This is a genomic window from Streptomyces sp. NPDC025651, assembly GCF_055558735.1.
The window spans coordinates 295,942-320,876 of the sequence record NZ_JBVHLZ010000003.1; the positions used below are offsets into that span (position 1 = coordinate 295,942).

Consider the following 24,935-nt stretch of genomic DNA (forward strand, 5'->3'; position numbering starts at 1 on the left):
CCTCGCCCAGTCACACCGGTGGTGCCTGGCACGATGACCGCATGCCCGGCTTCCTGAGACCCCTGACGCGCGCGGTCACGTACACGCGGTGGCTGCACGTCCTCATGGGCTCGGTGGTCGCCTGGATCTGCGCCGCGATCCATCCCGGCCTGCCCGTTCCCACGCCCGCCGCCTGGCTGCTCGTCCTGCTCGTTCCCGTCCCCCTGGTCGTGGCGGCCGCCATGGTACCCGCCGTGCGCCGGGCCGAGGGGCTGCAGGCGCGGCTGATGCTGTTTCCCGGCACGCAACCGCGCGGCACCGACCGGCACGCACGCGTGGCGGGAGCCGCGGAGGATCCGGGTATCTCCGTGTCCCCGTCCGCCTCGTGGCGCGACCGGGCGAGGACCGCGGTCTGGCTCGTGCTGCGCCTGGAGGTCGGCGTCGCCACGGCCCTGGCGACGGCGCAGCTTCTCGGGCTCGCTCTGACGCTGGTGGGTTCCGCGGACCCGGCGGCCGTCCCGCTGGGTCTGCTGCCGGTCCTCGCGGTGCTCGTCCTGATGGTGGTCGGCGGCCACCTGATGGCGAGGGCCGCGCGCCGCCTCCTCGGCCCCTCCCCCGCGGAGCGCCTGGCCGCCCTGGAGCAGCGCACCGAACAGCTCCTGGAGCGCAATCGCATCGCGCGCGAGCTGCACGACTCCATCGGGCACGCGCTGACCGTCGCCGTCGTCCAGGCGGACGCCGCCAGGGCCGCGGCCGACCCGGAGTTCACCGACCGCGCCCTGGAAGCCGTGGCGGAGAGCGGCCGCGCGGCCCTGGAGGACCTGGAACGCGTCCTGCGGATCCTGCGGGAGGACGAGCGGCCCGCGGGCGCACGGCCCACCCTCGTCGACGCCGAACGCCTCGTCGGCTCCGCCCGCGCCTCGGGCGCGCGGGTCGACGCCGAGATGTCGGGCCCCCTGGAGCGGGTGCCGGGGCCGGTCTCGCGCGAGGGCTACCGCATGCTCCAGGAAGCCCTGACGAACGTCCTGCGCCACTCGGGACCGGTGCCGGTCGAGCTGCGCGTCGCGGTCGACGACGCCCGCCTGGTGATGAGCGTGCGCAACGCACTCCCCGCGCAGTCCGCTGCCACCGGGCGCGGCGGCAGCGGACTGCGCGGCATACGGGAGCGGGCCGCGCTGCTCGGCGGACGCGCCACCACGGGACCGCACGACGGCGTGTGGCAGGTCCACGTCGAGCTGCCCCTGCGGTGATCTACGCTGACCGCACGCGCATGGCGAGCCCGGCACTCGCCGCCGGCGTGTCCTACGAGTACGATCCGGCCATCATGCGCACGAGCTGGAAGGACGGACGTTGGGGCGGCTGACCGGCGGGGACCCCTCTCTGTTGCGGCGGATCAACTCCGCGGTGGTGCTGCACGCGCTGCGCGCCGCGGACCTGGCGACGCTCACGGAGATCACCCGCGTGACCGGACTCTCCCGGCCCACCGTCGAGGGGGTCGTCGAGGGCCTCATCGAGGCCGGACTCGTGGTGGAGTCCGCGCCCGAGGACAGCGGCGCCCGGCGCCAGGGACGGCCCGCCCGAAAGTACCGCTTCCGTGCGGAGGCGGGGCATCTGCTCGGCCTGGAGATCGGCCCGCACCGGGTGGCCGCCATCCTCTCGGACCTGGACGGCACGGTGCTCGGCACGGGGTCGAAGGACGTCTCCGAGGAGGCCTCCGCCGACGACCGCCTCGATCGCCTGCGCACGGTGGTCGCGGACCTGCTGCGCCGCGCGGGCATCGCCCGCAGTTCGCTGCGCGCGGTCGGCGTGGGCAGCCCCGGCATATTGGAGGCGGACGGCACGGTGCGGCTGAGCACGGCGCTGCCCGAGTGGACGGGGCTCCAGCTGGGCGAGCGGCTGCGCCGGTCCTTCAAGTGCCCGGTCCTGGTGGAGAACGACGCCAACGCCGCGGCCGTGGCCGAGCACTGGAAGGGCGCGGCGGTCGACACCGACGACGTGGTGTTCGTCCTGGCGGGGCTGAGTCCGGGGGCCGGTTCGCTGATCGGCGGCCGGCTGCACCGGGGGTACGGTGGCGCGGCCGGGGAGATCGGCGCGCTGCATCTGCTGGGCCGGGAGGTCACTCCGGAGACGCTGCTCTCCACCACGGACGAGCCGCTGCACCCCCTCGACGAGCAGGCCGTCGCCACGGTCTTCGCGCATGCGCGCGAGGGCGACGAGCGGGCGAAGCAGGCCGTGGAGCGGTTCATCCAGCGGCTCGTGCACGACGTGGCGGCGCTGGTCCTCGCCCTCGACCCCGAGCTGGTCGTCGTGGGCGGCTGGGCCGCCGGTCTGGACGGCGTACTGGAACCACTGCACCGGGAGCTGGCGCGCTACTGCCTGCGACCGCCGAAGGTGGCGCTGTCCGCGCTCGGCGAGGCGGCGGTGTCGACCGGGGCGCTGCGGCTGGCGCTCGACCACGTCGAGGAGCAGCTGTTCGCCGTGGAGGGGACCGTCACCGCGCGGCGGTGAGCCATCGCGTGGGCCGACGTGCGATCACCGCGTGCCGTGGCGTGCGACCACGTGGGCCGACCTACGAACACGTGGACCGACCGACAGGCGAACACGTGGACCGACATGCGTGAGCACCGCCCGCAGGCGGTGCTCGCACGATCCGGGACGCGCGTTCAGGAAGCGCGGCGTTCCGATTCGTGGTGGATCTCCACGCCGCCGGAGTCGCCGAAGGTGAGACGGCAGGTGTCGGCGCGGTAGGTGGCCACGGACACGGCGGCCGTGCGCCCCTCGGCGAAGAAGCGGGTCGTCACGACGAGGACCGGCGCTCCCGGGAGGCGGTCGAGCGCCCTGGCGTCGTCCGCGCGGGCCGAGCCGAGCTCGACGGCGCGGTCCTGTCCTTCGAGGCCGAGCCGGGCGAGTTCCCGCAGCACCACGCGCGCGCGTGCGGCACCGGACGGCGCGTCCATGCCGGTCACCTCGGCCACCGACGAGGTGGGGACGTACAGCAGCTCGGCGGCGACGGGCTGGCCCTGCGAGACGCGGGTGCGCCGCACCGTGTGGACCTGCTCGTCGGCCGGGGTCTCCAGCATCCTGGCCACTTCGGCGGGCGGAACCGCCGGCGCGCAGTCCGCGGGCTGCCAGGCGTCGCCGACCGCGCCCGGCCACGTGCCCTGCGCGGATCCGACGGCCACGCCCATCCGCGGCGGAGCGACAGTCGTGCCGACTCCGCGGCGGCGCTGCAGCCTGCCCTCCAGTTCGAGCTGCTCGAGGGCCTGCCGGAGCGTGGCGCGGGCGACACCGAAGCGGGCGGCCAGGTCGCGCTCGTTCGGAAGGATCTCGCCCACGGCGAACTCGGAGTCGAGCGCCTCACTGAGCACGGTCTTCAGGTGCCAGTACTTCGGCTCCGGCACCGTTTCGAGCTGCGTGGTCCCCACCCTGTCCTCCGCAATCGCCGTTCGCCGGCTGCTTTTTAGCGCCCTTGTTTATTAAAGGTTCCTGCACTATCCCTGCGACCATAGGCCTGCACTCAACCTTGGTCAAGACCAATCCTCGTTCCGTTACAGGCTGCACAGGAGTGATGCCACAGAGCATTCATGTGGAGTTCGCACGGGGCCAAGCGGGCGAAATCGGCCACGCGCGCGTGAACGGCGCACAAAGATCGCAGCAGAAAGCCCCCGTCACCCAGGACGGGGGCTTTGATCTGCGGTGACGGGTCGTTGAGGACGGTACGAAGGAGCGGTTCTACGACGCGAGCGACACGAGCTTGTCCGGATTGCGGACGATGTAGATCTTCTGGATGCGCCCGTCGGCGACCTCCAGCTGGAACACGCTGTCCAACTTGCCGCCGATGAGGACCAGCAGGGAGTCAGCGCCGTTGAGCTCGGCGAACCGGAACTCCAGCGCCCCACCGTCCGGAACGCCCTTGCGGGCGGCTCCCTGCAGGAACCGGCCCACCTTGTCGGCGGTCTCGATGATCCGCAACGGCGCCCTGGCCTTGCCGCCGCTGTCGCCGACCAGGCGGACGTCCGGCGCGAGCAGGGACATCAGCCCGTCCAGGTCCCCGTCCGCCGCGGCCGCCAGGAACCGCTCGGTCAGATCGCGGCGCTCGGCCGGGTCCACTTCGTAGCGCGGCCGGCCCGCGTCCACATGCTTGCGGGCGCGCGCGGCGAGCTGGCGCACGGCGGCCTCGCTGCGGTCGAGCGTCTGGGCGATCTCGGCGAAGGGGAACCCGAAGGCCTCGCGGAGCACGAACACGGCCCGCTCCAGGGGCGAGAGGGACTCCAGGACGACGAGGACCGCCAGGGAGACCGACTCGGCGAGCACGGCCCGCTCAGCGGTGTCGGGGACGGTCGGGCCGAAGTCGGTCACGTAGGGCTCGGGGAGCCACGGCCCCACGTACGCCTCGCGCCGGGACTGCACATGACGCAGGCGGTCGATGGCGAGCCGGGTGGTGACGCGCACCAAGTAGGCGCGCGGTTCGCGCACTTGACCGCGGTCCGCCGTCGACCATCGCAGCCAGGCCTCCTGGACCACGTCCTCCGCGTCGGCCACCCGGCCGAGCATGCGGTAGGCCACGCCCATCAGGACAGGGCGGTGCTCTTCGAAGACATCGGTCGTGCTGTCGGTAACCACGCCCTCCATCCCATCCGACGCGACAGCCCGTGTCCAGGCGAAATCGGTGCGGCGAACGGCACATCGGGGCGCCGCCCACGACCCCCTTGCCGAAGGCCGGGTGGACGCCCTCTTGAACTGAGGCCTACTGAGCAGTAATTATTGCTGACAACCCGTCTAACGCAACTCAGGAACCGTCGCCCGCGGCGGGGACAGGAGCAGCCATGGCCGCAGAGGTCTCCTTCAGCGTCTCGTCGCCCGACGGCCCGCGCACCGTGACGATCTCCTACGAACGGGCCGGCGCCGGTGAGCCGTTGTTGCTGCTGCACGGCATCGGTCACCACCGGCAGGCCTGGGACCCGGTGCTCCAGATCCTCGCCGCCGAGCACGACGTGATCGCGGCGGACCTGCCGGGCTTCGGGGCCTCCCCCGCGCTGCCCGACGGCCTCGCCTACGACCTCTCGACGGTCGTCCCCGCGCTCGGCTCGCTGTGCGAGGCGCTGGAGATCGAGCGCCCGCACGTGGCGGGCAACTCCCTGGGCGGGCTGCTCGCCCTCGAGCTGGGCCGCGAGAAGCTCGTGCGCTCCGTCACCGCGCTCTCCCCCGGCGGCTTCTGGACGCCCGCCGAGCGCCGGTACGCCTTCGCCACGCTCCTCGCGATGCGGCAGAGCGCGCGCCTTCTGCCGCTGCCCGCGATCGAGCGCCTCTCGCGTTCGGCGGCCGGGCGTACGGTGCTGACGAGCACCATCTACAGCCGTCCCTGGCGGCGTTCACCGGAGGCCGCCGTCGCCGAGACGCTCGCGCTGCGCGACGCGACGGGGTTCGAGGCGACGCTGGCGGCCGGGCGCGACGTCCGCTTCCAGGACGACGTGCCGGGCCTGCCGGTCACCGTCGCCTGGGGCACCTCCGACCGGCTGCTGCTGCGCCGCCAGGGGATCCGCGCCAAGCACGCCATCCCCGGCGCCCGTCTCGTCCGGCTCCCCGGCTGCGGCCACGTCCCGATGAACGACGACCCGGCTCTCGTCGCCCGCGTCATCCTCGACACCTGCCGCTGACGGGCGTCTGCCGAACACTCCGGACCCCAGGGCCACCCCGGCGCCGACCAGGGCGCTGCCGATGGCCTGGGGCGCTCCGTACGTGCCCGCGCCGACCAGCGGCGCGGTGCAGGCGGCCGCGACCGGGATGAGCCCGGAGAAGAGCGTGGCGCGCTCGGCCCCGATGCGCTGAAGGCCCGTGTACCAGAGGACGAACCCGACGACAGTGACGATCACCGCCTGCCACAACAGGGCGGCGCCTTCGGTGCGGTCGGGGCACCGCACGAACCCGCTCCCGTCGACCACCATCCCCAGGATCGCCGATTCGACGGCCGCCACGGCGCACACGGTGGCCGCGAGCAGCCGGGGGCCGAGGGGACGCACGACCGGGACGGCGAGCACCGCGAATCCGACCTCCCCGGCGAGCGCGCCCACCGAGAACAGGAGCCCCTGGACGTCCGTGCGGCCCCACCCCTGCACGACGAAGGCCCCGGCCGCCACGAGCAACGCGCCCTGCAGCACGCCCCTCTGGAGAGCACGCCGTTCCAGGAGCGGCACAAGAAGAGCGACGGCCACCGGGGCGCACCCTACGAAGACACCCGGTACGGCAGGTTCCGCCGACCGTTCCGCGGCCAGGATCGCCATGTTGAAGCCGACCATCCCCACCGCCGCGAGGAGCGCGAGGCGCCCCCACTGGCGGGGCGTGAGCCGGCGCAGCGGTGCGGCCCCGCCTCTGCCGAGCCACGGCAGCAGGAGCAGACAGGCCAGGCCGTAGCGGACGAACTGGCCGCCCGTGTACGGATAGTCGCCCAGCAGGCTGTTGGCGGTGAAGGAGCCGCCGACCAGGAGACAGGCGAGGGCCGCGAAGAGCGCCCCGCGTGAGGAGTTCGCGTTCATGCCTCGACGCTAGGCAGCCGGGCGGACCCCCTGGAGGTCCACTTCCACGGCTGGTTCGTGGACCACTTCTCCCTGACCACCCGCACGTTCGCCCGTGGTTCCCTTGCCCCCGACCGTTCTTCCGGTCCTCCGAAGGAGGTGCACGGCCCTGACAGCACACAGCGACGCCGACCGCGCACGGTGGAGCGCCGCCTGGGAACTGCTCCTGCCGGCCGCGTCCGCGCCCACCCGCAGCCGGGGCCGCGTTCTGCGGTCGGCCCTCCGGGAGGCCGTCAGGTCGGGGCGGCTCACGGCGGGCACCCGGCTGCCGTCGAGCCGTGAACTCGCCGCCGACCTGGGCGTTTCCCGGGGTCTGATCACACAGGCGTACGAGCAGTTGACGGCGGAGGGCTATCTGCGCAGCGACCGTGGTGCGGGGACGTGGGTGAGCGGCGCGGTGCGGTCCGCGACGCCCGCGGTCCGTGATCGCGCGCCGCGCGGGGGCCACGCGCGCGTGGACTTCCTCCCCGGCCTCCCCGACCTGTCGCTGTTCCCCCGCGCCGCGTGGGCCGCCGCCCACCGCCAGGTGCTCGCCGAACTGCCGCACCACATGCTGGGATATCCCGATCCGCGCGGCCTTCCCCGTCTGCGCACCATCCTCGCCGATCTGCTGGTGCGGCGCCGCGGAGTGGTCGCCGAGCCTGAGCGCGTCGTCGTCTGCTCGGGAGTCGCCCAGGCCATGACGCTGCTCGCGCAGGCACTCCGTGCGCGTGGACACACGGCGATCGGTGTCGAGGACCCAGGAAGTCCCGAGCACGAGACGCTGCTCGGTGCCGCGGGGACCACCCCGGTGCGCATCCCCGTGGACGCGGAAGGGGTGGTGCCCCAAGCCGTGCGGAGCCGGGGCGTACGCGCGGTCGTCACCACCCCCGCCCATCAGTTCCCCTCCGGGATCGGCTACTCGGCGCGGCGCCGGGCCGAACTCCTGGACTGGGCGCGGTCCGTCGACGGTCTGATCGTCGAGGACGACTACGACGGGGACTTCCGTTACGACCGCGCCCCGGTGGGCGCCCTCCAAGGGCTCGACCCCGAACACGTCGCGTACACCGGGTCGGTGAGCAAGTCGCTCGCTCCGGGGCTGCGACTGGGCTGGCTCCTGGTGCCCGACGACCTCACCGAGGAGATCGTCGAGCGCAAGCGGGTCGTCGACCTCGGCAATCCGGCCATCGACCAGGCGCTCCTTGCCCGCTTCGTCGAAACGGGCGACTACGACCGGCAGTTGCGCCGCTGCCAGCGTGCCTACCGCGAGCGCAGGGACACCCTGGTGGCGGCGCTGCACGCGGGTCTGCCGGGGGTGCGGGTCACCGGGATCGCCGCCGGGCTGCACGTCATCGCCCGGCTGCCCGCCCACTGGGGGCCGCAGGACGCCTTCCTGGAGCGGGCGTCGGCGGCGGGCGTCGCGGTCCGGCCGCTGAGCGACTACGGCTCGGCGGCGGACCGCACGGGGCCGGCCGACGACGGCGTACGACTGGTCCTCGGGTACGCGCATCTGTCACCGGCGCGCATCACCGAGGGCGTGCGGCTCCTGGCGGAGGCGGTCCAGGACGCGGCGGAGGTTCAGGAGTTGGACCACGCGCGCGTGGAGAGCACCAGGCGGTAGCCGTCCGGGTCCTCGACCGTGACGCCCCACTCGTTCCAGTACGGGTTGGGCGACAGGACACGCGTGCCGCCGTGCTCCTCCAGGCGCGTCACGAGTGCCTCGGGCACCTCCTCGTCCAGGTACACGACGAGGAGGTCCTCCTCGGTGGGCCGCGGCCGGACGGGAGCGGCCGCCTCGTGGACGAGCTCGAGGTGCCAGGAGGCGTCGGGCCAGCCCACCATGAGCAGGTCGTGCTCGCCGGGGGCGCCGCCGCCCTCCGCCCGGTAGACCACGCCCAGTCCGAGGCCGCCGACCCAGAAGCGTTCGGCCGCCGCCAGGTCGCGGGACGGGCGGGCGATGCGGATGTGGCTCTGGCCGTCGGCAGGCACGGAGTTCCCCCTTCAGTGCGGCACACCGGGTGTGTGCCGAGGTCCTCAGCGTAGGCAGCCGTGGATCTTGGGGACATCGGCCGTCCGTCCTCGTACGGGCGTCCCCGGGCATCCTCCCAAAGACCTGCGACTGCCGACCCAGGTCGAGGGCAGGCCCTCTTCGGACGATCCCCGCGCGGCGGTTCCCCCGCGCCCGAGGGGAGTTGTTCACTTGTGCTTCGCGTGGGCGCTGTGGCGCACCGACGGCCGGGCCCCCGCACACTGGTCGCACCCGTCAACTGGAGGCGCATTCATGTCGCATCGTCAGCCGAGCCCGTCCCCCCGCCGCCGCAGCGTGCTGCGCGGTTCGCTCGCCGTGCCGGCGGCACTCGCCGTGCCCGCACTGGCCGGGGCGGCTCCGTCGCTCGCCCTCTCGGGGCGCCCGAAGGCCGGGTGGGGCGTGCAGGCCGGGGACGTGGGGGCGCATTCCGGGCTCGTGTGGGTCCGGTCCGACAGACCGGCCCGGATGATCGTGGAGACGTCGGCCACCGAGTCGTTCCGCAACCCCCGGCGCTGGCACGGCCCGCTGCTCGGCCCCGACACGGACTTCACCGGGACGACGCGGCTGCGCGGGCTGCCCGCGGGCGAGCAGATCCACTACCGGGTGCGGCTCGCGGACCCCGACGATCCGCGGCGCACCTCGGAGCCCGTGCCCGGCACGTTCCGTACGACATCGAAGAGCCGCAAGGACGACGTGCGCTTCCTGTGGTCGGGCGACATCGCGGGCCAGGGCTGGGGCATCAACCCGGACCGCGGCGGTTACCGCGTCTTCGAGGAGATGCGCCTGCGGGACCCGGACTTCTTCCTGTGCAGCGGTGACAACATCTACGCCGACGGGCCCATCCTGCCCAGCGTCACGCTGCCCGACGGCAGCGTGTGGCGGAACGTCACCACGGAGGAGAAGTCCAAGGTCGCCGAGTCCCTCGCGGAGTTCCGCGGCGCGTTCCGCTACAACCTGCTCGACGAGAACCTCAAGCGGTTCAACGCCCAGGTGCCGTCCATCGTCCAGTGGGACGACCACGAGGTGCGCAACAACTGGTACCCGGGGCAGATCCTGGACGACCCGCGGTACACGGAGAAGGACGTGGACGTCCTCGCGGGGCGTTCGCTGCGGGCGTTCAGCGAGTACTTCCCGATCTCCACGCTGCCGCCGGGCGACGAGGACGGCCGCGTGTACCGCGTGCTGCGGCACGGCCCGCTCCTGGACGTGTTCGTCCTGGACATGCGCTCCTACCGCAACGCCAACTCGCCGGGCAGGCAGCCCGACGACACCACCGGGATCCTCGGCGCCCGGCAGCTGGCCTGGCTGAAGCGGGAGCTGTCGCGCTCGCGGGCCGTGTGGAAGGTGATCGCCTCCGACATGCCGCTCGGTCTCGTCGTGGCCGACGGCCGGGAGAACTTCGAGGCCGTGGCGCAGGGCGACCCCGGCGCCCCGCTCGGCCGCGAGCTGCAGATCGCCGAACTGCTGCGGCACATCAAGCACCGCAGGATCACGGGCACGCTGTGGCTGACCGCCGACGTGCACTACACCTCCGCGCAGCACTACGACCCCTCCCGCGCGGCCTTCAAGGACTTCGCGCCGTTCTGGGAGTTCGTGTCGGGGCCGCTGGCCGCGGGCGGGTTCCCCGCGACGAAGCTCGACGGGACGTTCGGTCCGCGGCAGGAGTTCGTCAAGGCCCCGAGCCGGGCCAACACCTCCCCGGCCGAGACTCCGCAGTACTTCGGCGAGGTCGACATCGACGGGGGCAGCGGCGAGCTGACGGTGCGGCTGCGCCAGGAGGGCGGCGGGGTCCTGTTCACGCAGGTCCTGCAGCCGGGCCGGGTGGGCCAGTAGACAGCGGAAGGCGGGGCGGTGACCGGTCGGGACGGGCCCACGGCCGGGCCGCCCGGTCGTTGCCCCAAATCGCCATCAAAGGTGCAGATGGGCTCTTAACCCATCGGTCACACATCGTTCGTGATCACGCAACACCGGTCCAGCACAGTGACCGTATGCGAGCTGAGATGTCTGACGTGACACGGACCAAGCACGGTCGCCCCGTCCACCACTGGCGGCGCGACGTGGTCGAACTGGCGGCCCTGTTCACCGCCGTCGCGGTGGCCGACGCCGTGGCGAACATGGTCGGGCACGGCCCCGACGGACCGGCCCTCCTCGTGGTGTCGGCCGTGGTGCTCCTCGCCACGGTCGGCTTCCACACCTGGTGGGCACGGCGCCACAACCACGCCCCGCCGACGGCGCACGATACCGGCGCCCGGCCGCCCGCCGACGCGGAGCAGGCCGGGCCCACGACCACCGACGGGACGCCCGGCGCGCGCGAGCTCGGCGCGACCGCCCTGTGGCGGATGCGCACCACGGTGCGGGACGAGCCGGGATCCCTGGCCGCCCTGTGCGTGACCCTGGCCGAGCGCCGGGTGGACATCCTGAGCCTGCAGGCACACCCGCTGGCCGAGGGCACCGTCGACGAGTTCCTGCTGCGCGCGCCCGCGGAGCTGTCCGCCGCCGAGATCACGCGGTCGATCGCCGGGGCGGGCGGCACCGGCACCTGGATCGAGCGCGCCGACGCCCACGACCTGGTCGACGCCCCCACCCGCCTCCTCGGCCTCGCCACCCGCACCGCGCTCGACGCGGCCGAACTGCCGCTGGCCCTGCGGCATCTCCTGGGCCGCTGCACCATCCGCTCGCTGCCCGCCGCCCCGCGGGCAGGGGCGCGCCAGGGCGAGACGGCGCCCGCGCAGGGGGCTCCCGTGGACGGCGTACTCGAAGGGACCGTCCTGCGCCTCAAGGGCGCCGACGGTGAAGTGATCACCGTCGAGCGGCCGTATCTGCCGTTCACGCCCACGGAGTTCGCCCGCGCGCGGGCCCTGGTGGAGCTCGACACGAGGCTGGGCCCGCGCATCCCGCGCAGCCAGGACGTCCTCACGCTCCCGGAGGGCGACTCCATCACCGTGCGCCGGGCCGACACCGGCGACGTGGAGGCCGCGAAGGCCATGCACGAGCGCTGCTCCCAGCGCACGCTCGGCATGCGCTACCACGGCCCGGTGCGCGACGCCGACCGCTACCTCAACCACCTGCTCAGCCCTCGGTTCGGCCGCACCCTCGCGGTACAGACCGCGTCCGGCCGGATCGTCGGCATCGGCCATCTCCTGTGGGACGGCGACGAGACCGAGGTCGCGCTGCTCGTCGAGGACGACTGGCAGCGCCGCGGCATCGGCGGCCAACTGCTCGGCCGGCTCGTGACGATGGCCGTCGAGGCGGGCTGCGAGAGCGTGTACGCGGTCACGCAGGCGTCCAACACGGGGATGGTCGCCGCGATGCGCGGGCTCGGCCTGCCGCTCGACTACCAGATCGAGGAGGGCACGCTCGTGATCACGGCCCGCCTCGACGCGACACCGGTCGGCTCCCGACTGCCGTACGACGTACCGCAGGAGCACGACAAGCACGCCGAACGGCACCAGCAGGCGGAGCGCTGACCGACCGTGGGGCGGCGGCCGTGCGCACCGGACGCCGTGGCCGCCGTCCCACGGGATCCGGCGAGTGAATCATGGTGACGCGCACCCGTCGCTCGTACGAGGATGTCCGCATGTCAGCCACGAAGAACCCGCATCCGAACACCGGCCCCCTGCCCCGCGCCGTCGCCGACGCCTACGTGGACGAGCTCATCGCCCTCGACCCCATCACGGGCACCTACCTCGGCGTCAAGGAGAGCAACAGCAAGCTCCCCGACACTTCCCCCGCGGGACAGGAGGCTCTCGCGAGCCTGGCACGCGCGACCCTCGCACGGCTGGACGAGGCGGAGCGCGCGCCCGGCGCGGACAGCGAGATCGAACGCCGCTGCGCCAGGCTGCTCCGGGAGCGGCTCACCGCGCAGCTGGCCGTGCACGAGGCCGGCGAAGGGCTGCGCGCGGTCGGCAATCTGCACACGATGCCGCATCAGGTACGGGAGATCTTCACCGTCTCTCCGATGGACACGGAGGAGGACTGGGCGGCGATCGCCGAGCGGCTGCGCGCCGTGCCGACCGCGCTGGAGGGGTACCGCGCCTCGCTCGAACTCGGCCTGGAGCGCAAGCTGTTCGGGCCGCCGCGCCCCACCGCCACCTTCATCGGGCAGCTCACCGAGTGGGCGGGCGAGGCCGACGGCGACGCCGGCGGGCGCGGCTGGTTCGAGGACTTCGCGTCGGCGGGCCCCGACGCGCTCCGAGACGAGCTGGACACCGCGGCGCGGGCCGCCACCGCCTCGGTCGTGGCGCTGCGCGACTGGATGCGGGACGTGTACGCGCCCGCGATCGAAGGCGCCCCCGACACCGTGGGCCGCGAGCGCTACGCCCTGCTCTCCCGCGAGTGCAACGGCGCCGACCTGGACCTCGACGAGGCGTACGCGTACGGCTGGTCGGAGTTCCACCGGCTGCTCGCCGAGATGAGGGCCGAGGCCGAGAAGATCCTGCCCGGCGCCGCCACTCCGTGGGTGGCGCTGGCCCACCTGGACGAGCACGGCGCGCACATCGAGGGCGTCGAGGAGGTCCGGGTCTGGCTGCAGGAGCTGATGGACGAGGCCATCGACGCGCTGGACGGCACCCACTTCGAACTCGCCGAGCGGGTACGGAAGGTGGAGTCCCACATCGCCCCGCCCGGCGGCGCCGCCGCCCCCTACTACACGGGCCCGTCCGAGGACTTCTCGCGCCCCGGCCGCACCTGGCTGCCGACGATGGGCGACACCCGCTTCCCGGTCTACGACCTGGTCTCCACCTGGTACCACGAGGGCGTACCCGGCCACCACCTCCAGCTCGCCCAGTGGGCGCACGTCGCGTCGGACCTCTCCCGCTACCAGGCGACGGTCGGCATCGTCAGCGCCAACGCCGAGGGCTGGGCGCTGTACGCCGAGCGGCTCATGGACGAGCTCGGCTTCCTGACCGACCCCGAGCGCAGGCTCGGGTACCTGGACGCCCAGATGATGCGCGCACTGCGGGTCATCGTCGACATCGGCATGCACCTGGAGTTGGAGATTCCGGCGGACTCGCCCTTCCACCCGGGAGAGCGCTGGACCCCGGACCTCGCCCAGGAGTTCTACGACGCGCACTGCAGCCGTCCCACGGACTACGTGACGAGCGAGATGACCCGCTATCTGACCATCCCCGGCCAGGCCATCGGCTACAAGCTGGGCGAGCGCGCCTGGCTGCTCGGCCGTGAGAACGCGCGGCGGCGGCACGGCGACGCGTTCGACGCCAAGGCCTGGCACATGGCCGCGCTGTCCCAGGGATCGCTGGGGCTCGACGACCTGGTGGACGAGCTGTCCAAGCTGTGAGTACTTCTCCGGACGCCGCGGTGGACGCCTCCGCGGGCGCCGCCTTCCTCTTCCCGTCCGATCCTCTGCGCCCGGCGCGGCCCGACCCGGGGTTCGCGCCCGAGGTCGCGGCCGCGCGCGGGACCGGTGCCGCCGTCGCGCTCGTCGACCACGACGCGCTGCTGGCGGGTGACGCGGCACGCGCCGTCGGGCGGGTGCCGCGGGGGTCGGGGCCGTACTGGTACCGGGGCTGGATGGTGCCGGTCGCGCGCTACGAGCAGCTGGAACAGGTGCTCGTAGCGCGCGGCTGCGCCCTGCTCACGGATGCCGCCGCGTACGCGCGCGCCCATGAACTGCCGGGTTGGTACGCCGCGTTGGCGCAGGCCTCGCTCACGCCGCGCAGTGTCTGGTGCGCGGCGGCACCGGGCGAGCCGCCCACGGCCGAGCGTCTCGCGCGGCTCGTCGCGCCGCTCGGGCCGGGGCCCGGGATCGTCAAGGACTACGTCAAGTCCCGCAAGCACGAGTGGGACGAGGCGTGCTTCGTGCCCGAACTGACCGACGGCGCGCGGTTGTCCACGGTGGTGGAGCGGTTCTTCGCGCTGCAGAAGGAGACGCTGACCGGCGGTCTTGTGGTCCGTGCGTACGAGCCGTTCGTCGCGGGCGGCGAGGCGCGGGTGTGGTGGCTGGACGGCGAGGCGCTGCTGGTCACCGCGCATCCGGACACTCCGGACAAGACCCCGGCCCCCGAACTCGACGGTGTGCGCGCCGCGGTGGCGGCGCTGGGCTGCCGGTTCGTGACGACGGACCTCGCGCCGCACGAGGACGGGCGTTGGCGGGTGGTGGAGCTGGGCGACGGCCAGGTCAGCGGAGTGCCGGGGGACGCCGCGGGCACCATGGCTCTGTACGCCGCGCTGGCCGCCGGCGATGTGACGGGCACCGGCGGCGCAAGCGGCGTCAGCGGCGGAAGCCGCCCTCCGAGTCGATGACCTGGCCGGTGATCCACGCGGCCTCGTCGGTGGCGAGCCAGGAGATGAGGCGGGCCGGGTCGTCCGGCATCCCCCAGCGGCCCGCCGGGAACCGCGCCTCGACCTGCGCGTACACCTCGCCCGTGAGGTAATCCGTGTCCACGGGGCCGGGGTTGACGCAGTTCACCGTGACGGCGAGATCGGCGAGCGCGGTCGCGAGGGAGCGGGTCACCGAGGCAAGAGCGCCCTTCTGCAGGCCATAGGCCAGCTCGCCCGGCATGCCACCGGCGATGTCCTGCCCCGAGGTCATCATCACCACCCGTCCGCCGGGAGTCCGGTCCGGCAGCTTCGCGCGCAACCGGGCGTACGCCTGCACGAGCAGGATCACGGAGCGGGTGTCCACCGCCCAGTGCTCGTCGAGCATGGCGGCGTCGATCTCGTCGAGCGTGCCGTCACGGCCGCTGCGCGCGTGGTTGGCGACGAGAACGTCGATCCGCCCGCCCAGCGCGTCGGCGGCCGTCTCGATCAGGCGGGCCGGGGCACCGGTCTGCGCGAGGTCGCCCGGCCCCGCGCAGACCGGCGCATCGACGTCGCCGAGAACCTCGCGCACCCCCTCGACGACATCCTCGGGGCGGTCGGCGCCCCAGGGCATCTCGGCGTCGTGCGGGACGTGGTGGTGCAGATAGACACCCGCGCCGTACGCGGCGAGGCGGCGCGCGACGGCGTACCCGATGCCGCCGCGCCGACTGGCCCCGGTGACGAGAGCGGTGCGGCCGCGCAAAGGGAGCGGGTCACGGCGGAGTTGGTCGGCTGTGGGATGCGGAAGGTGAGGCATGGCAGTCCATGATGCGTGCCGCGGGGCCGATCCACACGGCGATTGTTGCGGGGCGCCGCCGAGGTGGGGGACGCCGACACGGCTCCCCGCTTCAGCAGCCGCAGTCCTCGGCGTCGACCGGCGCCGTGAGCGGGTCAGCGTCGCGCCGCTCGCTCCCCTCCCATGTCTCGAACGCGAAGCCCTCGCGGGCCCAGTACTCGAAGCCGCCCAGCATCTCCTTGACCTGGAAGCCGAGTTGGGCGAGGGCGAGCGCCGCGCGGGTGGCGCCGTTGCAGCCGGGGCCCCAGCAGTAGGTGACCACCGGAACCGACGTGTCGAGCAGCGCTTCGGCCTGCTCGGGGATGAGCGCGGTGGGCAGGTGGACGGCGCCGGGGACGTGCCCCTGGTCCCAGGAGGCGGTGGAGCGGGTGTCGATCACGACGAAGCCCGGGTCGCCCTCGGCGGCGAGCGCCGAGGCCACGTCGGAGACGTCGGCGTGGAAGGCGAGGCTCGCACCGAAGTACGCGGCGGCAGCGGCCGGGGACGCCGGCGGGACCCGCAGGACGGGATTGCCGACGACGGCAGCGGAGGGCACCGAAGCGGAGGGAGAAGCGGGAGAAGAGACCGAAGAAAGGGCGCTGACCTGCATGTTCGCGTTGTTCATGGCCAGAAATCTACGGGTGGCGGCCGGAAGTCTGAAGCGTCGATCCCCGGCATCTCGGCGTACGCGCCGTCGATTCCCCGGTGAACTGCCGCTGTCTCGCCGCGATTCATCGGTGGGCCGCTCAGCCCGCACGTCGGCGGCCAACAGGGTTGTCGTGAAAGGGCGTTGCCAGGAGCGTGACTCTGCCGTCGAGAATGGTCCGTACCAGAGTTCGCTTGGTCATGCATCGATCCGCAAGCCCACCCACGGCGCCACAGCCCGCCGCGGGCGACATTCACATGCCCTCTCACGGTGGAGCACCCGCATGCCGACACCGCACCCGGACTCCGAACTTCCTTCCCCCTAAGGGGAGTTGCGCCCAGACTCTTGCGCCCTCGACAGCTCCTCTGCCAGATTCGCCCCAGCCAGGAATGGCATGCACGCGACAGAAGATACCCGCCTTCCGACCGTGCGCTCCGGCCGCATACCTATGCGGCCGCGTCCTCATCAAGGGCGTTCCATCCCCACACAATGGAGACGAACGTGCGAATATCCAGACTCGTCCCCGCGCTCGCGGCCACCGCCCTCGCCGTTCTGGGGCTCGCCCCCACGGCAGCGGCCCAGACCGCGAAGAGCGCGGAAGCGCCCCCCGCGGCGACCACCAACGCGCCCCGGCCGATCATCGGCGGCGGCTACGCAAGCGACGCGCCCTGGGCGGCCAGGCTCTTCTCCAACGGCCGGCAGACCTGCAGTGCCACGATCATCGCCCCGACCTGGATCCTCACCGCGAAGCACTGCGTCAGCGGCGGCGGGCTGTCGTTCCGCATCGGCAGCCTCGACCAGACGACCGGCGGCACCACGGCCAACGGCGTCAGCGTCCACAACCACTCGTCATCGGACCTCTCCCTGGTCAGGCTGGACCGCTCCGTGCAGGCCACCTACTCGCGCCTCGGCACCCCGGGCTCCGTACAGACGGGTCAGACCGTCCAGGTCTACGGCTGGGGAGCCACGTCCCAGTGCGGCCAGGAGATCAACTGCCAGTCCCGGCTCCTCAAGGTCGCCAACGTCGTCGTGACCGGCGGCTGCCGCGACGCCTACCAGGGCCAGGCCATCTGCGCCCGGCGTGGCAACGGCATCACCGCGGGCGGCGACTCCGGGGGCCCGATGATGGCGGGCGGCGTGCAGGTCGGCGTGGCCTCCACCAGTGACCGCCAGACCACCACGGCGTACACGAACGTGACGGCGTACCGCTCCTGGATCCAGAGCGTCGCCGGCGTCTGACAGGGCACTTGACCGGGGCCCGTCCCCCCGGCGCCCGGCAGACGCGTCGCCTCCGCGCTCCGTCCCACCGCGCGGAGGCGACCAGGACCAATCCTCGGCCCACTCTTGATCGGCCGGGAATTTCCCTGTTACCTCTCGGACATGACCGGTTATTCCACGGACGCCACCGACTGGCGCATCCTCGATGTCCTCCAGCGCGAAGGCCGCGCCAGCTATGCCGAACTGGCGCGCGCCGTCTCGATGTCCGCGAGCGCCGTCACCGAACGCGTGCGGCGCCTGGAGGAGGCGGGCGTGATCCAGGGGTACGCGGCCGTAGTCGACCCGGAGCGGCTCGGCATGCCCATCCTGGCGTTCGTGCGCCTGCGCTACCCGAACGGGAATTACAAGCCGTTCCACGACCTGGTCGAGGCGACGCCCGAGATACTCGAGGCGCACCACGTCACGGGCGACGACTGCTTCGTCATCAAGGTCGCCGCGCGCTCGATGCACCACCTCGAAGAGGTCTCCGGAAAGATCGGCGCACTGGGTTCCGTGACGACGAGCGTCGTCTACTCCTCTCCCCTGCCCCGCCGTCCCCTCGGCCGCTGACCGGCCGCGCGCCCGCTCCTCGGCCGACGCTCCCCGTCACGGCTTGCGGGCCACCGCTCCGTACATCGCGATGGCGCGGTCGTCGATGCCGTCCTGTTCAGGGCCGGGCCGCCACTTGTGGACCTGTGTGACACCGGGGTCGACCACGTCCATGCCGTCGAAGAACGACGTGGCGGACGGCAGGTCGCGCACGGCCATGCGCATGCCCTGCGCCGCGTACTCGTCGGCCACCCGCCCGACCTCGCCCGGCGCGAAGTCCGCGGTGCCGACGGTCATCGCCAGGAAGCTGCCCGACGGCAGCGGTTCCAGCAGGCGCCGCACCAGACGGCGGTCCTCGGGCGGCAGGATGAAGTGGAGGATCCCGATGATCATCAGGCCGACCGGTTCCTTCAGGTCGATCAGCGAACGGAACTCAGGGCTGTCCAGGACGGCGTCCGGATCGTGCATGTCGGCGTCGACGTAGGCGGTCTCCCCCTCGGGCGAACCCTGCAGGAGGGCGCGGGCGTGGGCCAGGACGATGGGGTCGTTGTCGACGTAGACCACATGCGACTCCGGCGTCACCCGCTGCACCACCTCGTGCAGATTGGGGGCCGTGGGCAGACCGGTGCCTATGTCGAGGAACTGCCGGACGCCCCGCTCCTTGGCCAGGTAGTGCGCAGCACGGTGCATGAACCGGCGGTTCTCCAGCATGTGCACGGGCAGCGCCGGCCAGTGCGCGCACATCTTGTCGCCCGCCTCGACATCGACGGGGTAGTGGTCCTTGCCTCCCAAGATGTAGTCGTACACCCGCGCCGAATGCGCCGTCGAGGTGTCGATCCGCTCACCTGCACCCTGCATGGGCCGCTCCGCTCTTCACTGCCGGCAATGGCCTCCAGACGCTACAGCGGCCGACCGCCACTCGAACAACTTCGCGCCACCACAGCACCGTTGACCGACCGGGGCCCGCGAAGGGTCAGCGACCTCCCGTACCCCGCAGTCGCACCGTCGAGCCGTCGCGCCCCTTCACGACCTCCAACTGGGCGTGCACGCGCCGCCGCAGGTCCGGCACGTGGCTGACGATGCCGACGCTGCGGTCCCGCTCGCGCAGCGAGTCCAGGACGTCGAGGACCTCGTCCAGGGTCTGGTCGTCGAGGCTGCCGAAGCCCTCGTCGATGAAGAGGGTGTCGAGCCGGACGCCGCCCGCCTCGTCCGTGACGACGTCGGCGAGGCCCAGGGCGAGCGCGAGCGAGGCGAAGAACGTCTCGCCGCCCGACAGGGTCGCGGTGTCGCGCTCGCGGCCCGTCCAGGCGTCGACGACGTGCAGGCCGAGGCCCGAACGGCCGCGCCCCGTGCGGTCGTCGGAGTGCACCAGGGTGTAGCGCCCCGACGACATGCGCCGCAGCCGGACCGTCGCGGCGGCCGCGACCTGTTCCAGACGCGCCGCCAGCACGTACGACTCCAGGCGCATCCTGCGTTCGTTGTCCGCCGAGGTGCCCGCGGCGAGCCCGGCGAGCCGCGCCACGCGGTCGTACGCGGCGCGCAGCGGCGCCAGTCTGCGCATCCCGGCCGCCGACCGGGCGGAGAGCCGGTCGAGTTCGGCGCAGCGCCGGGCGGCGGCGTCGCGCGCGGAGGCGGCGGCCCGCAGCCGCGCGGACGCGGTCTCGGCGGCGGACCGCGCGGCGGCCGGATCGGCGGGCGGCTGCTGCGCGGCGGCGGCCGTGTCCGGTTCGGCGAGGACGGAGCGCACCGCGGCCTCCTCGTTCCGCCAGGCGTCGATGCGGTGCTGGAGTTCGCGGTGCCGGGCGTCGTCGAGGAGGGCGGCGGCCGCGGCCGCCGGCGTGTCGAACCCGGCGCGGAAGGCGGCGTCGGCGAGTCGCGCGTCGGCGTCCTTGAGGCGCTCGGCGGTGTCGTCGGCGGCGCGGGCGGCGTCCGCGGCCTCGGTGAGCAGCGCGGCCTGCCGCTCCAACTGGGCGGCGCGGTCCGCCACACTGCCGGTGCCGCCCCGCGCACGGGACAACTCCTCGTCCAGCGACACCTGTTCGCGCTCCAAGGCTTCGCGCAGCGTGGACCTGGACGCGGCGCGGCGCGCGGCCTCCTGCTGCCCGGCGAGCCTGCGGTCGTACTCGCGCTCGGCCTGCGCGAGCGCTTCGCGGGCGGCGTGCAGCCCGGAGGCGCGGTCGCGCGCTTCGGCGTAGGACCGCCGCAACTCCTCGACGGCGGCGGCGAGTTCATCGACGGTGGGCTCGACCGCACTCACGTCGGACAAGGTGGCCGGATCTGTCGGTGCGGCAGACCTCGCCGAGGGGGTCTCCCCCTCGTCCCCGCCCTGGTCCGCGCGCGTGCCGCTCGCCGCGGCCGTCGCCGCCGCGAGCAGTTCTCGTACGTCGCCGAGTGCGCGCTCGGCGGCCGCACGGGACTCCTCGGCGCGGCGGTGGTCGGCGAGCGCGGCCTCCTCGGCGCCGCGGTCCACGTGTCCCGCGATCTTACGCGCGGGGGCGGGGTGTTCCGTCGCCCCGCACACCGCGCACGGCTCGCCGTCGCTCAGGTGCGCGGCCAGTTCGGCGGCGATGCCTGTCAGTCGCTGTTCCTTGAGGTCGAGCCAGTGCTCGTGGGCGGAACTCGCCCTCTCGCGGGCGGCGAACGCGCGTTCCTGTGCCGCTGCCGCCTCCTCACCGAGCCGGTCGCGGCGGCGGGCCGCGTCCAGGCGGGCCTGGGCCGGTTCGAGGCGCCCCGCGAGGCGCTCGGCGTGCGTGGCGGCTTCCTGGGCGGACTCGATGCGCTCCTGGAGGGCGGCACGGGTCGCCTCCCAGCCGTCGAGCCAGCCCGACGCGTCCTGGAGCAGGTCGTCGTCGGCGCGCTCCTGGCGCTCCAGCGCCGCGCGCTCGGCGGTGATCTCGGCGAGGCGCCGCTCGGCGCGACGGGCCGAGGCCAGACCGCCCAACTCCTCGGCCGCCTTGCGCGCGGCGGCGGCGAGGCCCGCTGCGCCGGCGGCTGCGAACGTCTCGGGCAGACGGCCACGCGCGCGTGCCTCCGCCTGCGCGGCGTCGCGGTGCTCCGCGTCGGCGGTGTCGCGCAGGGAGAGCGCGGGCGCGACCGTCTCGGCCTTGCGGCCACGCTCCAGGCGCTCTTCGCGCTCGCGCTGTTCGTCCGCGCGCGCGTGGAGACGCGCCGCGCGCTCCCGCGCCTCGGCGAACCGGCCCTGGAGCCGGTCGAGTTCGCGTACGTCACCGAGCCGGCGCTCCGCGGCCACCTGGGCGGACTCGGCTGCCGCGAGCGCGCAGTGCGCGACGGTCAGACGCTCGCGGGCGCCGGTGCGGGCGACGGCGGCCCAGGTCAGGACGGCCTCGGCAAGGCCCGGGTCGCCGGGGGCGACGGCGGGCAGGGGCAGTTCGGTGTCCTGGCCGCCGTCGCCCGCGGCCTGCTGCATGCGGTGCGCGTCGGCCAGGAGTGCCGCGTCGCCCTCCTTGACCTCGGCCTCGGTGGTGCGCCGCTGCTCGGCGAGGCGCTGTTCGACGGCGGCGAAGCGGTGCGTGTCGAAGAGCCGGCCGAGCAGTTTGCCGCGCGCTTCCGCGTCCGCGCGCAGGAAGCGGGCGAAGTCGCCCTGGGGCAGGAGCACCACCTGGCAGAACTGCTCCTTGCTCATGCCGAGCAGCTGGGCGATCTCCTCGCCGATCTCCTGGTGGGACCGGCTGAGGTCCTTCCAGGCGCCGCCCGGCGCCTCGTCCGGCCCCGCCCCCGCGTCGTACTCACGGAGCCAGCTCTGCGCCTTCTCCGTGGTGGTGCCCGTGCCGCGCTTCTTGGGGCGCTGCCACGGGGGCTGGCGGGTGATCTCCAATCGGCGTCCGGCGACGGTGAGTTCGAGGCACACCTCCGTGCGCGCGCCCGGCTGCGCGTGGTCGCTGCGCAGCGTCATGCCCTGCCCGCTGCCCTGCCGGGCGCCCGGCACCGAGCCGTAGAGGGCGAAGCAGACGGCGTCGAGGACGGAGGTCTTGCCCGCGCCCGTCGGACCGTGCAGCAGGAAGAGTCCGGCGGCGGAGAGGTCGTCGAAGTCGATGTCCTGCGGGGCGCCGAAGGGCCCGAAGGCGGTGATGCGGAGCCGGTGGAGTCTCATCGGGCGACCTCGCGCAGGGTGTCGTCGGCGCGGACCGCGTCGAAGGCCGAGCGCAGCACTTCCTGTTCCTGTTCGTCGGGGCCCGCTCCGCGCACGTGGGTCACGAAGTCCTCGGCGATCTCCTGGTCGCTGCGGCCCGCGAGGCGCCGTGCGTACGAGACGTCGGGGTCGTCGGGTGCCCGGTCGGGGTCGAAGACGAGGCTGAGGGTGTGCGGGAAGCGCTCGCAGAGCCGGGCCATCGGATCGTCGGGGCGCACCGCGTCGGTGAGGGTGGCCTCGACCCAGGCGTCCTCGTGACGGGTGAGGGCCGGGTCGTCGAGCAGGTCGTCGAGGGTGCCCCGGATGCGGGCGAGCGCGCGCGGCACCGGGCAGTCGACGCGCTCGGCCTCGATCTCGCCGTCGGCGCCGAGGTCGAGGAGCCACATGCTCTTGCGGTGGTCGGCCTCGGAGAAGGAGTACGGCAGGGGCGAGCCGGAGTAGCGCACGCGCGGGGCGATGGTCTGGCAGCCGTGCAGATGACCGAGCGCCGCGTAGTCGACGCCGTCGAAGACGCCGGACGGCACGGCCGCGACCCCGCCGACCGTGATGTCCCGCTCGCTGTCGCTGGCCTGGCCGCCGGTCACGAAGGCATGGGCGAGGACGACGGAGCGGGTGCCCCGCGCGCGTGTGGCGAGGTCGGCGCGCACGCGGTCCATGGCGGCTCCGAGGACTGCCTCGTGCCCGGCCTTGGCCACCCCGAACTCGTCCTTGACCAGGGCGGGTTCGAGATACGGCAGGCCGTAGAACACCACGTCCCCGTGCGCGTCGGCGAGGACCACGGGCTCCGCGCAGGCGGCGGGGTCGGTGCGCAGGTGGATGCCGGCGCGGTCGATGAGGCCCGCGCCGACGCCGAGGCGGCGGGCCGAGTCGTGGTTCCCGGAGATCATGACCGTCGGCACGCCGAGGTCCGCGAGCCGGTGCAGGGCGTCGTCGAAGAGCTCGACGGCCGCGAGCGGCGGGACCGCCCTGTCGTACACGTCCCCGGCCACCACGACGGCGTCCACGGCACGCTCGCGCACGGTCGCGACGAGGTGACCGATGAACGCGGCCTGGGCGTCGAGCATGTTCACGCGGTGGAACGATCGCCCCAGATGCCAGTCGGACGTGTGCAGCAGCCTCATGATCCCCGAGACTAACGGGCGGGTCGGACATCACGGGCGGCTACTCCCGTAACCGTTCCCCTCCGGGCTCCCTTCCGCCTGCCCGGGCGCCTCCCGCGCGTCAGGCGTCCCCGTACGCCTCTCCGCCGAGTTCGAGGACCGCGCTGCCCGCCGTGGCGTCGGCCAGCCAGCCGCGGAAGGCGTCCACGTCGGCGTCGGGCAGACCGATCTCGATGGTGACCGCGTCTCCGTAGCGGACGTCGCGCACCTCGCGGCCCGCCGACCGCAGGTCGTTCTGGACCTTGCCCGCGCGCTGGTGGTCGACGGTGACGGTGGCGAGGCGGAAGCGGCGGCGGGTGACGGTGCCGAGGGCGTCGAGGGCTTCGCCGACCGCGCCTCCGTAGGCACGGATGAGTCCGCCGGCGCCGAGCTTGACGCCTCCGTAGTAGCGGGTCACGACCGCGGCGACGTACCGCATGTCGCGGCGCATCAGCATCTGCAGCATCGGGACGCCCGCGGTGCCGCCGGGCTCTCCGTCGTCGCTGGCCTTCTGCACGCCCGCGTCCGCCCCGATGACGTACGCGAAGCAGTTGTGCGTGGCCGTCGGGTGCTCCTTGCGGATGCGCGCGACGAAGTCCTGGGCCTCCCCCTCGGTGGCCGCGGGTGCCAGGGCGCACAGGAAGCGCGAGCGGTTGATCTCGATCTCGTGCACGCCCTCGCGGGCCACTGTGCGGTACTCGTCCTGCATCACGCCAGCGTAGGCGCTGATCGGACGCCGTCCCCACCCGGGAGGCAGGTGGGGTGGCGTAGGACACAGCCCACGCGCGCGTGCCGACCACCCGGGTACGGTGATCTCTCGTGACGTCACCTTCGATACCCGTGCGCCAAGTTCCCGATTCCGCGGGCCCCTTGGCTTCCCTGCTCGCCGACGTGCCCGTCACTGTCGTCGAGACCCACGACGACCCGGCGGACGCCGTCCTCTTCCCCGAGGAGGAGGCGGTCGTCGCGAACGCGGTGGCCAAGCGGCGCAACGAGTTCACCACCGTGCGCCACTGCGCCCGCACGGCGCTGGCCCGGATCGGTGTGCCGCCCGCCCCCATCCTGCCCGGGCACCGGGGCGCGCCCGGCTGGCCCGCCGGAGTCGTCGGCAGCATGACGCACTGCGCCGGGTACCGCGCCGCGGTCGTGGCCCGCGCCGGTGAGGTGACCTCGCTCGGCATCGACGCGGAGCCCGCGGAGGCGCTGCGCGACCCGGACGTCCTGAAGCTGGTGGCCGACGACTCGGAGCGCGCCGCACTGGCCGCCCTCGGCGCCCGCTACCCGGGCACTCCGTGGGACCGGCTGCTGTTCAGCGCCAAGGAGTCCGTCTACAAGACGTGGTTCCCTCTCACCGGGCGCTGGCTCGGCTTCGAGGAGGCCCGGGTGGAGCTCGACCCGGCCGGGACGTTCACGGCGCGCCTGCTGGTCAAGGGGCCCGTGGTGGAGGGCGTCGAGCTGAAGGTGTTCTCCGGTCGTTGGGCGGTGCGGAACGGCATCGCCGCCACGGCCATCGTCCTGCCGATCACGTCGCCGGCGTAGCCG

The 24,935-nt window shown here is 73.5% G+C and carries 20 protein-coding genes and 1 pseudogene; 11 read left to right on the top strand and 10 right to left on the bottom strand.

The genetic code is table 11. The features are described 5' to 3' along the window. Positions 1–41 precede the first annotated feature (41 nt). Entirely contained in the window at positions 42–1,229 is a 1,188-nt protein-coding gene (locus ACZ4D5_RS13615; RefSeq protein ID WP_467772520.1) for a sensor histidine kinase, read from the top strand. 100 nt (positions 1,230–1,329) lie between these two features. Continuing rightward, positions 1,330–2,487 carry an ROK family transcriptional regulator gene (locus tag ACZ4D5_RS13620; RefSeq protein WP_467772521.1) on the top strand — a complete coding sequence of 386 codons (1,158 nt, stop codon included), beginning with the start codon at positions 1,330–1,332 and terminating at the stop codon, positions 2,485–2,487. Between the two features lie 155 nt (positions 2,488–2,642). On the opposite strand, the gene ACZ4D5_RS13625 is transcribed toward ACZ4D5_RS13620, so the two are convergent. Next, positions 2,643–3,404, bottom strand: a complete 762-nt coding sequence (locus tag ACZ4D5_RS13625) for a GntR family transcriptional regulator (RefSeq protein WP_467772522.1) — start codon at positions 3,402–3,404, stop codon at positions 2,643–2,645. 307 nt (positions 3,405–3,711) lie between these two features. After that, positions 3,712–4,602 carry an RNA polymerase sigma factor SigJ gene (gene sigJ, locus ACZ4D5_RS13630; protein ID WP_467772523.1) on the bottom strand — a complete coding sequence of 297 codons (891 nt, stop codon included), beginning with the start codon at positions 4,600–4,602 and terminating at the stop codon, positions 3,712–3,714. Between the two features lie 203 nt (positions 4,603–4,805). Between sigJ and ACZ4D5_RS13635 the strand changes: the two genes are divergently transcribed. Further along, positions 4,806–5,636: an alpha/beta fold hydrolase gene (locus ACZ4D5_RS13635; protein ID WP_467772524.1), complete on the top strand. Its 831-nt coding sequence runs from the start codon at positions 4,806–4,808 to the stop codon at positions 5,634–5,636. A gap of 39 nt (positions 5,637–5,675) precedes the next feature. Here ACZ4D5_RS13635 and ACZ4D5_RS13640 read toward each other — a convergent pair. Further along, positions 5,676–6,512: pseudogene (locus ACZ4D5_RS13640) on the bottom strand (DMT family transporter); the annotation flags it as partial. Between the two features lie 148 nt (positions 6,513–6,660). Between ACZ4D5_RS13640 and pdxR the strand changes: the two are divergent. Then, the gene (gene pdxR, locus ACZ4D5_RS13645) at positions 6,661–8,151 is read left to right on the top strand and encodes a MocR-like pyridoxine biosynthesis transcription factor PdxR (protein WP_467773022.1); all 1,491 of its coding nucleotides are present in this window, start codon (positions 6,661–6,663) and stop codon (positions 8,149–8,151) included. On the opposite strand, the gene ACZ4D5_RS13650 is transcribed toward pdxR, so the two are convergent. Continuing rightward, positions 8,109–8,519, bottom strand: coding sequence for a VOC family protein (locus ACZ4D5_RS13650; protein WP_467772525.1), 411 nt, complete (start codon positions 8,517–8,519; stop codon positions 8,109–8,111). The genes pdxR and ACZ4D5_RS13650 overlap by 43 nt on opposite strands. A 292-nt stretch (positions 8,520–8,811) precedes the next feature. On the opposite strand from ACZ4D5_RS13650, the gene ACZ4D5_RS13655 reads away from it, so the two are divergent. The 4 genes from ACZ4D5_RS13655 (at position 8,812) to ACZ4D5_RS13670 (ending at position 14,820) form a co-directional block, all read left to right on the top strand. After that, the gene (locus tag ACZ4D5_RS13655; protein WP_467772526.1) at positions 8,812–10,392 is read left to right on the top strand and encodes an alkaline phosphatase D family protein; all 1,581 of its coding nucleotides are present in this window, start codon (positions 8,812–8,814) and stop codon (positions 10,390–10,392) included. A 167-nt stretch (positions 10,393–10,559) separates the two neighbouring features. Further along, a complete protein-coding gene (locus ACZ4D5_RS13660) occupies positions 10,560–12,026 on the top strand; it encodes a GNAT family N-acetyltransferase (RefSeq protein ID WP_467772527.1) in 1,467 nt (488 codons plus the stop codon). A gap of 110 nt (positions 12,027–12,136) precedes the next feature. Then, positions 12,137–13,855 (top strand): DUF885 domain-containing protein, encoded by a 1,719-nt coding sequence (locus tag ACZ4D5_RS13665; protein ID WP_467772528.1) that lies wholly within the window; start codon positions 12,137–12,139, stop codon positions 13,853–13,855. After that, positions 13,852–14,820 carry an ATP-grasp domain-containing protein gene (locus tag ACZ4D5_RS13670; RefSeq protein ID WP_467772529.1) on the top strand — a complete coding sequence of 323 codons (969 nt, stop codon included), beginning with the start codon at positions 13,852–13,854 and terminating at the stop codon, positions 14,818–14,820. The genes ACZ4D5_RS13665 and ACZ4D5_RS13670 overlap by 4 nt, the downstream gene beginning before the upstream one ends. Here the strand turns inward: ACZ4D5_RS13670 and ACZ4D5_RS13675 are convergent. Then, positions 14,789–15,634 (bottom strand): SDR family oxidoreductase, encoded by an 846-nt coding sequence (locus ACZ4D5_RS13675; protein WP_467772530.1) that lies wholly within the window; start codon positions 15,632–15,634, stop codon positions 14,789–14,791. The two genes, ACZ4D5_RS13670 and ACZ4D5_RS13675, sit on opposite strands and share 32 nt — an antisense overlap. Before the next feature lie 91 nt (positions 15,635–15,725). Continuing rightward, entirely contained in the window at positions 15,726–16,277 is a 552-nt protein-coding gene (locus ACZ4D5_RS13680) for a rhodanese-like domain-containing protein (RefSeq protein WP_467772531.1), read from the bottom strand. A 522-nt stretch (positions 16,278–16,799) separates the two neighbouring features. On the opposite strand from ACZ4D5_RS13680, the gene ACZ4D5_RS13685 reads away from it, so the two are divergent. Together ACZ4D5_RS13685 and ACZ4D5_RS13690 are read left to right on the top strand one after the other, a co-directional pair. Beyond that, on the top strand, positions 16,800–17,537 hold the full coding sequence (locus ACZ4D5_RS13685; protein ID WP_467772532.1) for a S1 family peptidase: 738 nt from the start codon (positions 16,800–16,802) through the stop codon (positions 17,535–17,537). Between the two features lie 141 nt (positions 17,538–17,678). Further along, complete coding sequence (locus tag ACZ4D5_RS13690) at positions 17,679–18,125, top strand: Lrp/AsnC family transcriptional regulator (RefSeq protein WP_362336934.1); 447 nt, start codon at positions 17,679–17,681, stop codon at positions 18,123–18,125. A 36-nt stretch (positions 18,126–18,161) separates the two neighbouring features. Here the strand turns inward: ACZ4D5_RS13690 and ACZ4D5_RS13695 are convergent, their stop codons facing one another. The 4 genes from ACZ4D5_RS13695 to ACZ4D5_RS13710 form a co-directional block, all read right to left on the bottom strand. Beyond that, positions 18,162–18,962: an SAM-dependent methyltransferase gene (locus ACZ4D5_RS13695; RefSeq protein WP_467772533.1), complete on the bottom strand. Its 801-nt coding sequence runs from the start codon at positions 18,960–18,962 to the stop codon at positions 18,162–18,164. 115 nt (positions 18,963–19,077) lie between these two features. Beyond that, positions 19,078–22,215 (bottom strand): AAA family ATPase, encoded by a 3,138-nt coding sequence (locus tag ACZ4D5_RS13700; protein ID WP_467772534.1) that lies wholly within the window; start codon positions 22,213–22,215, stop codon positions 19,078–19,080. Then, positions 22,212–23,375, bottom strand: coding sequence for an exonuclease SbcCD subunit D (locus tag ACZ4D5_RS13705; protein WP_467772535.1), 1,164 nt, complete (start codon positions 23,373–23,375; stop codon positions 22,212–22,214). Before ACZ4D5_RS13705 ends, ACZ4D5_RS13700 begins: the two co-directional genes overlap by 4 nt. 100 nt (positions 23,376–23,475) lie before the next feature. Next, positions 23,476–24,102 (bottom strand): YigZ family protein, encoded by a 627-nt coding sequence (locus ACZ4D5_RS13710; RefSeq protein ID WP_467772536.1) that lies wholly within the window; start codon positions 24,100–24,102, stop codon positions 23,476–23,478. A gap of 161 nt (positions 24,103–24,263) precedes the next feature. Here ACZ4D5_RS13710 and ACZ4D5_RS13715 point away from each other — a divergent pair, with 161 nt between their 5' ends. Further along, positions 24,264–24,932 (top strand): 4'-phosphopantetheinyl transferase family protein, encoded by a 669-nt coding sequence (locus ACZ4D5_RS13715; protein ID WP_467773023.1) that lies wholly within the window; start codon positions 24,264–24,266, stop codon positions 24,930–24,932. The last annotated feature ends 3 nt before the right edge of the window (positions 24,933–24,935 follow it).

Excerpts from the sequence above, each read along its gene's own strand:
- ACZ4D5_RS13615 (WP_467772520.1), top strand. The coding sequence starts at position 42 with ATGCCCGGCTTCCTGAGACCCCTGACGCGCGCGGTCACGTACACGCGG.
- ACZ4D5_RS13635 (WP_467772524.1), top strand. The coding sequence starts at position 4,806 with ATGGCCGCAGAGGTCTCCTTCAGCGTCTCGTCGCCCGACGGCCCGCGC.
- ACZ4D5_RS13655 (WP_467772526.1), top strand. The coding sequence starts at position 8,812 with ATGTCGCATCGTCAGCCGAGCCCGTCCCCCCGCCGCCGCAGCGTGCTG.
- ACZ4D5_RS13660 (WP_467772527.1), top strand. The coding sequence starts at position 10,560 with ATGTCTGACGTGACACGGACCAAGCACGGTCGCCCCGTCCACCACTGG.
- ACZ4D5_RS13665 (WP_467772528.1), top strand. The coding sequence starts at position 12,137 with ATGTCAGCCACGAAGAACCCGCATCCGAACACCGGCCCCCTGCCCCGC.
- ACZ4D5_RS13675 (WP_467772530.1), bottom strand. The coding sequence starts at position 15,634 with ATGCCTCACCTTCCGCATCCCACAGCCGACCAACTCCGCCGTGACCCG.
- ACZ4D5_RS13680 (WP_467772531.1), bottom strand. The coding sequence starts at position 16,277 with ATGAACAACGCGAACATGCAGGTCAGCGCCCTTTCTTCGGTCTCTTCT.
- ACZ4D5_RS13690 (WP_362336934.1), top strand. The coding sequence starts at position 17,679 with ATGACCGGTTATTCCACGGACGCCACCGACTGGCGCATCCTCGATGTC.
- ACZ4D5_RS13695 (WP_467772533.1), bottom strand. The coding sequence starts at position 18,962 with ATGCAGGGTGCAGGTGAGCGGATCGACACCTCGACGGCGCATTCGGCG.
- ACZ4D5_RS13700 (WP_467772534.1), bottom strand. The coding sequence starts at position 22,215 with ATGAGACTCCACCGGCTCCGCATCACCGCCTTCGGGCCCTTCGGCGCC.
- ACZ4D5_RS13705 (WP_467772535.1), bottom strand. The coding sequence starts at position 23,375 with ATGAGGCTGCTGCACACGTCCGACTGGCATCTGGGGCGATCGTTCCAC.
- ACZ4D5_RS13710 (WP_467772536.1), bottom strand. The coding sequence starts at position 24,102 with ATGCAGGACGAGTACCGCACAGTGGCCCGCGAGGGCGTGCACGAGATC.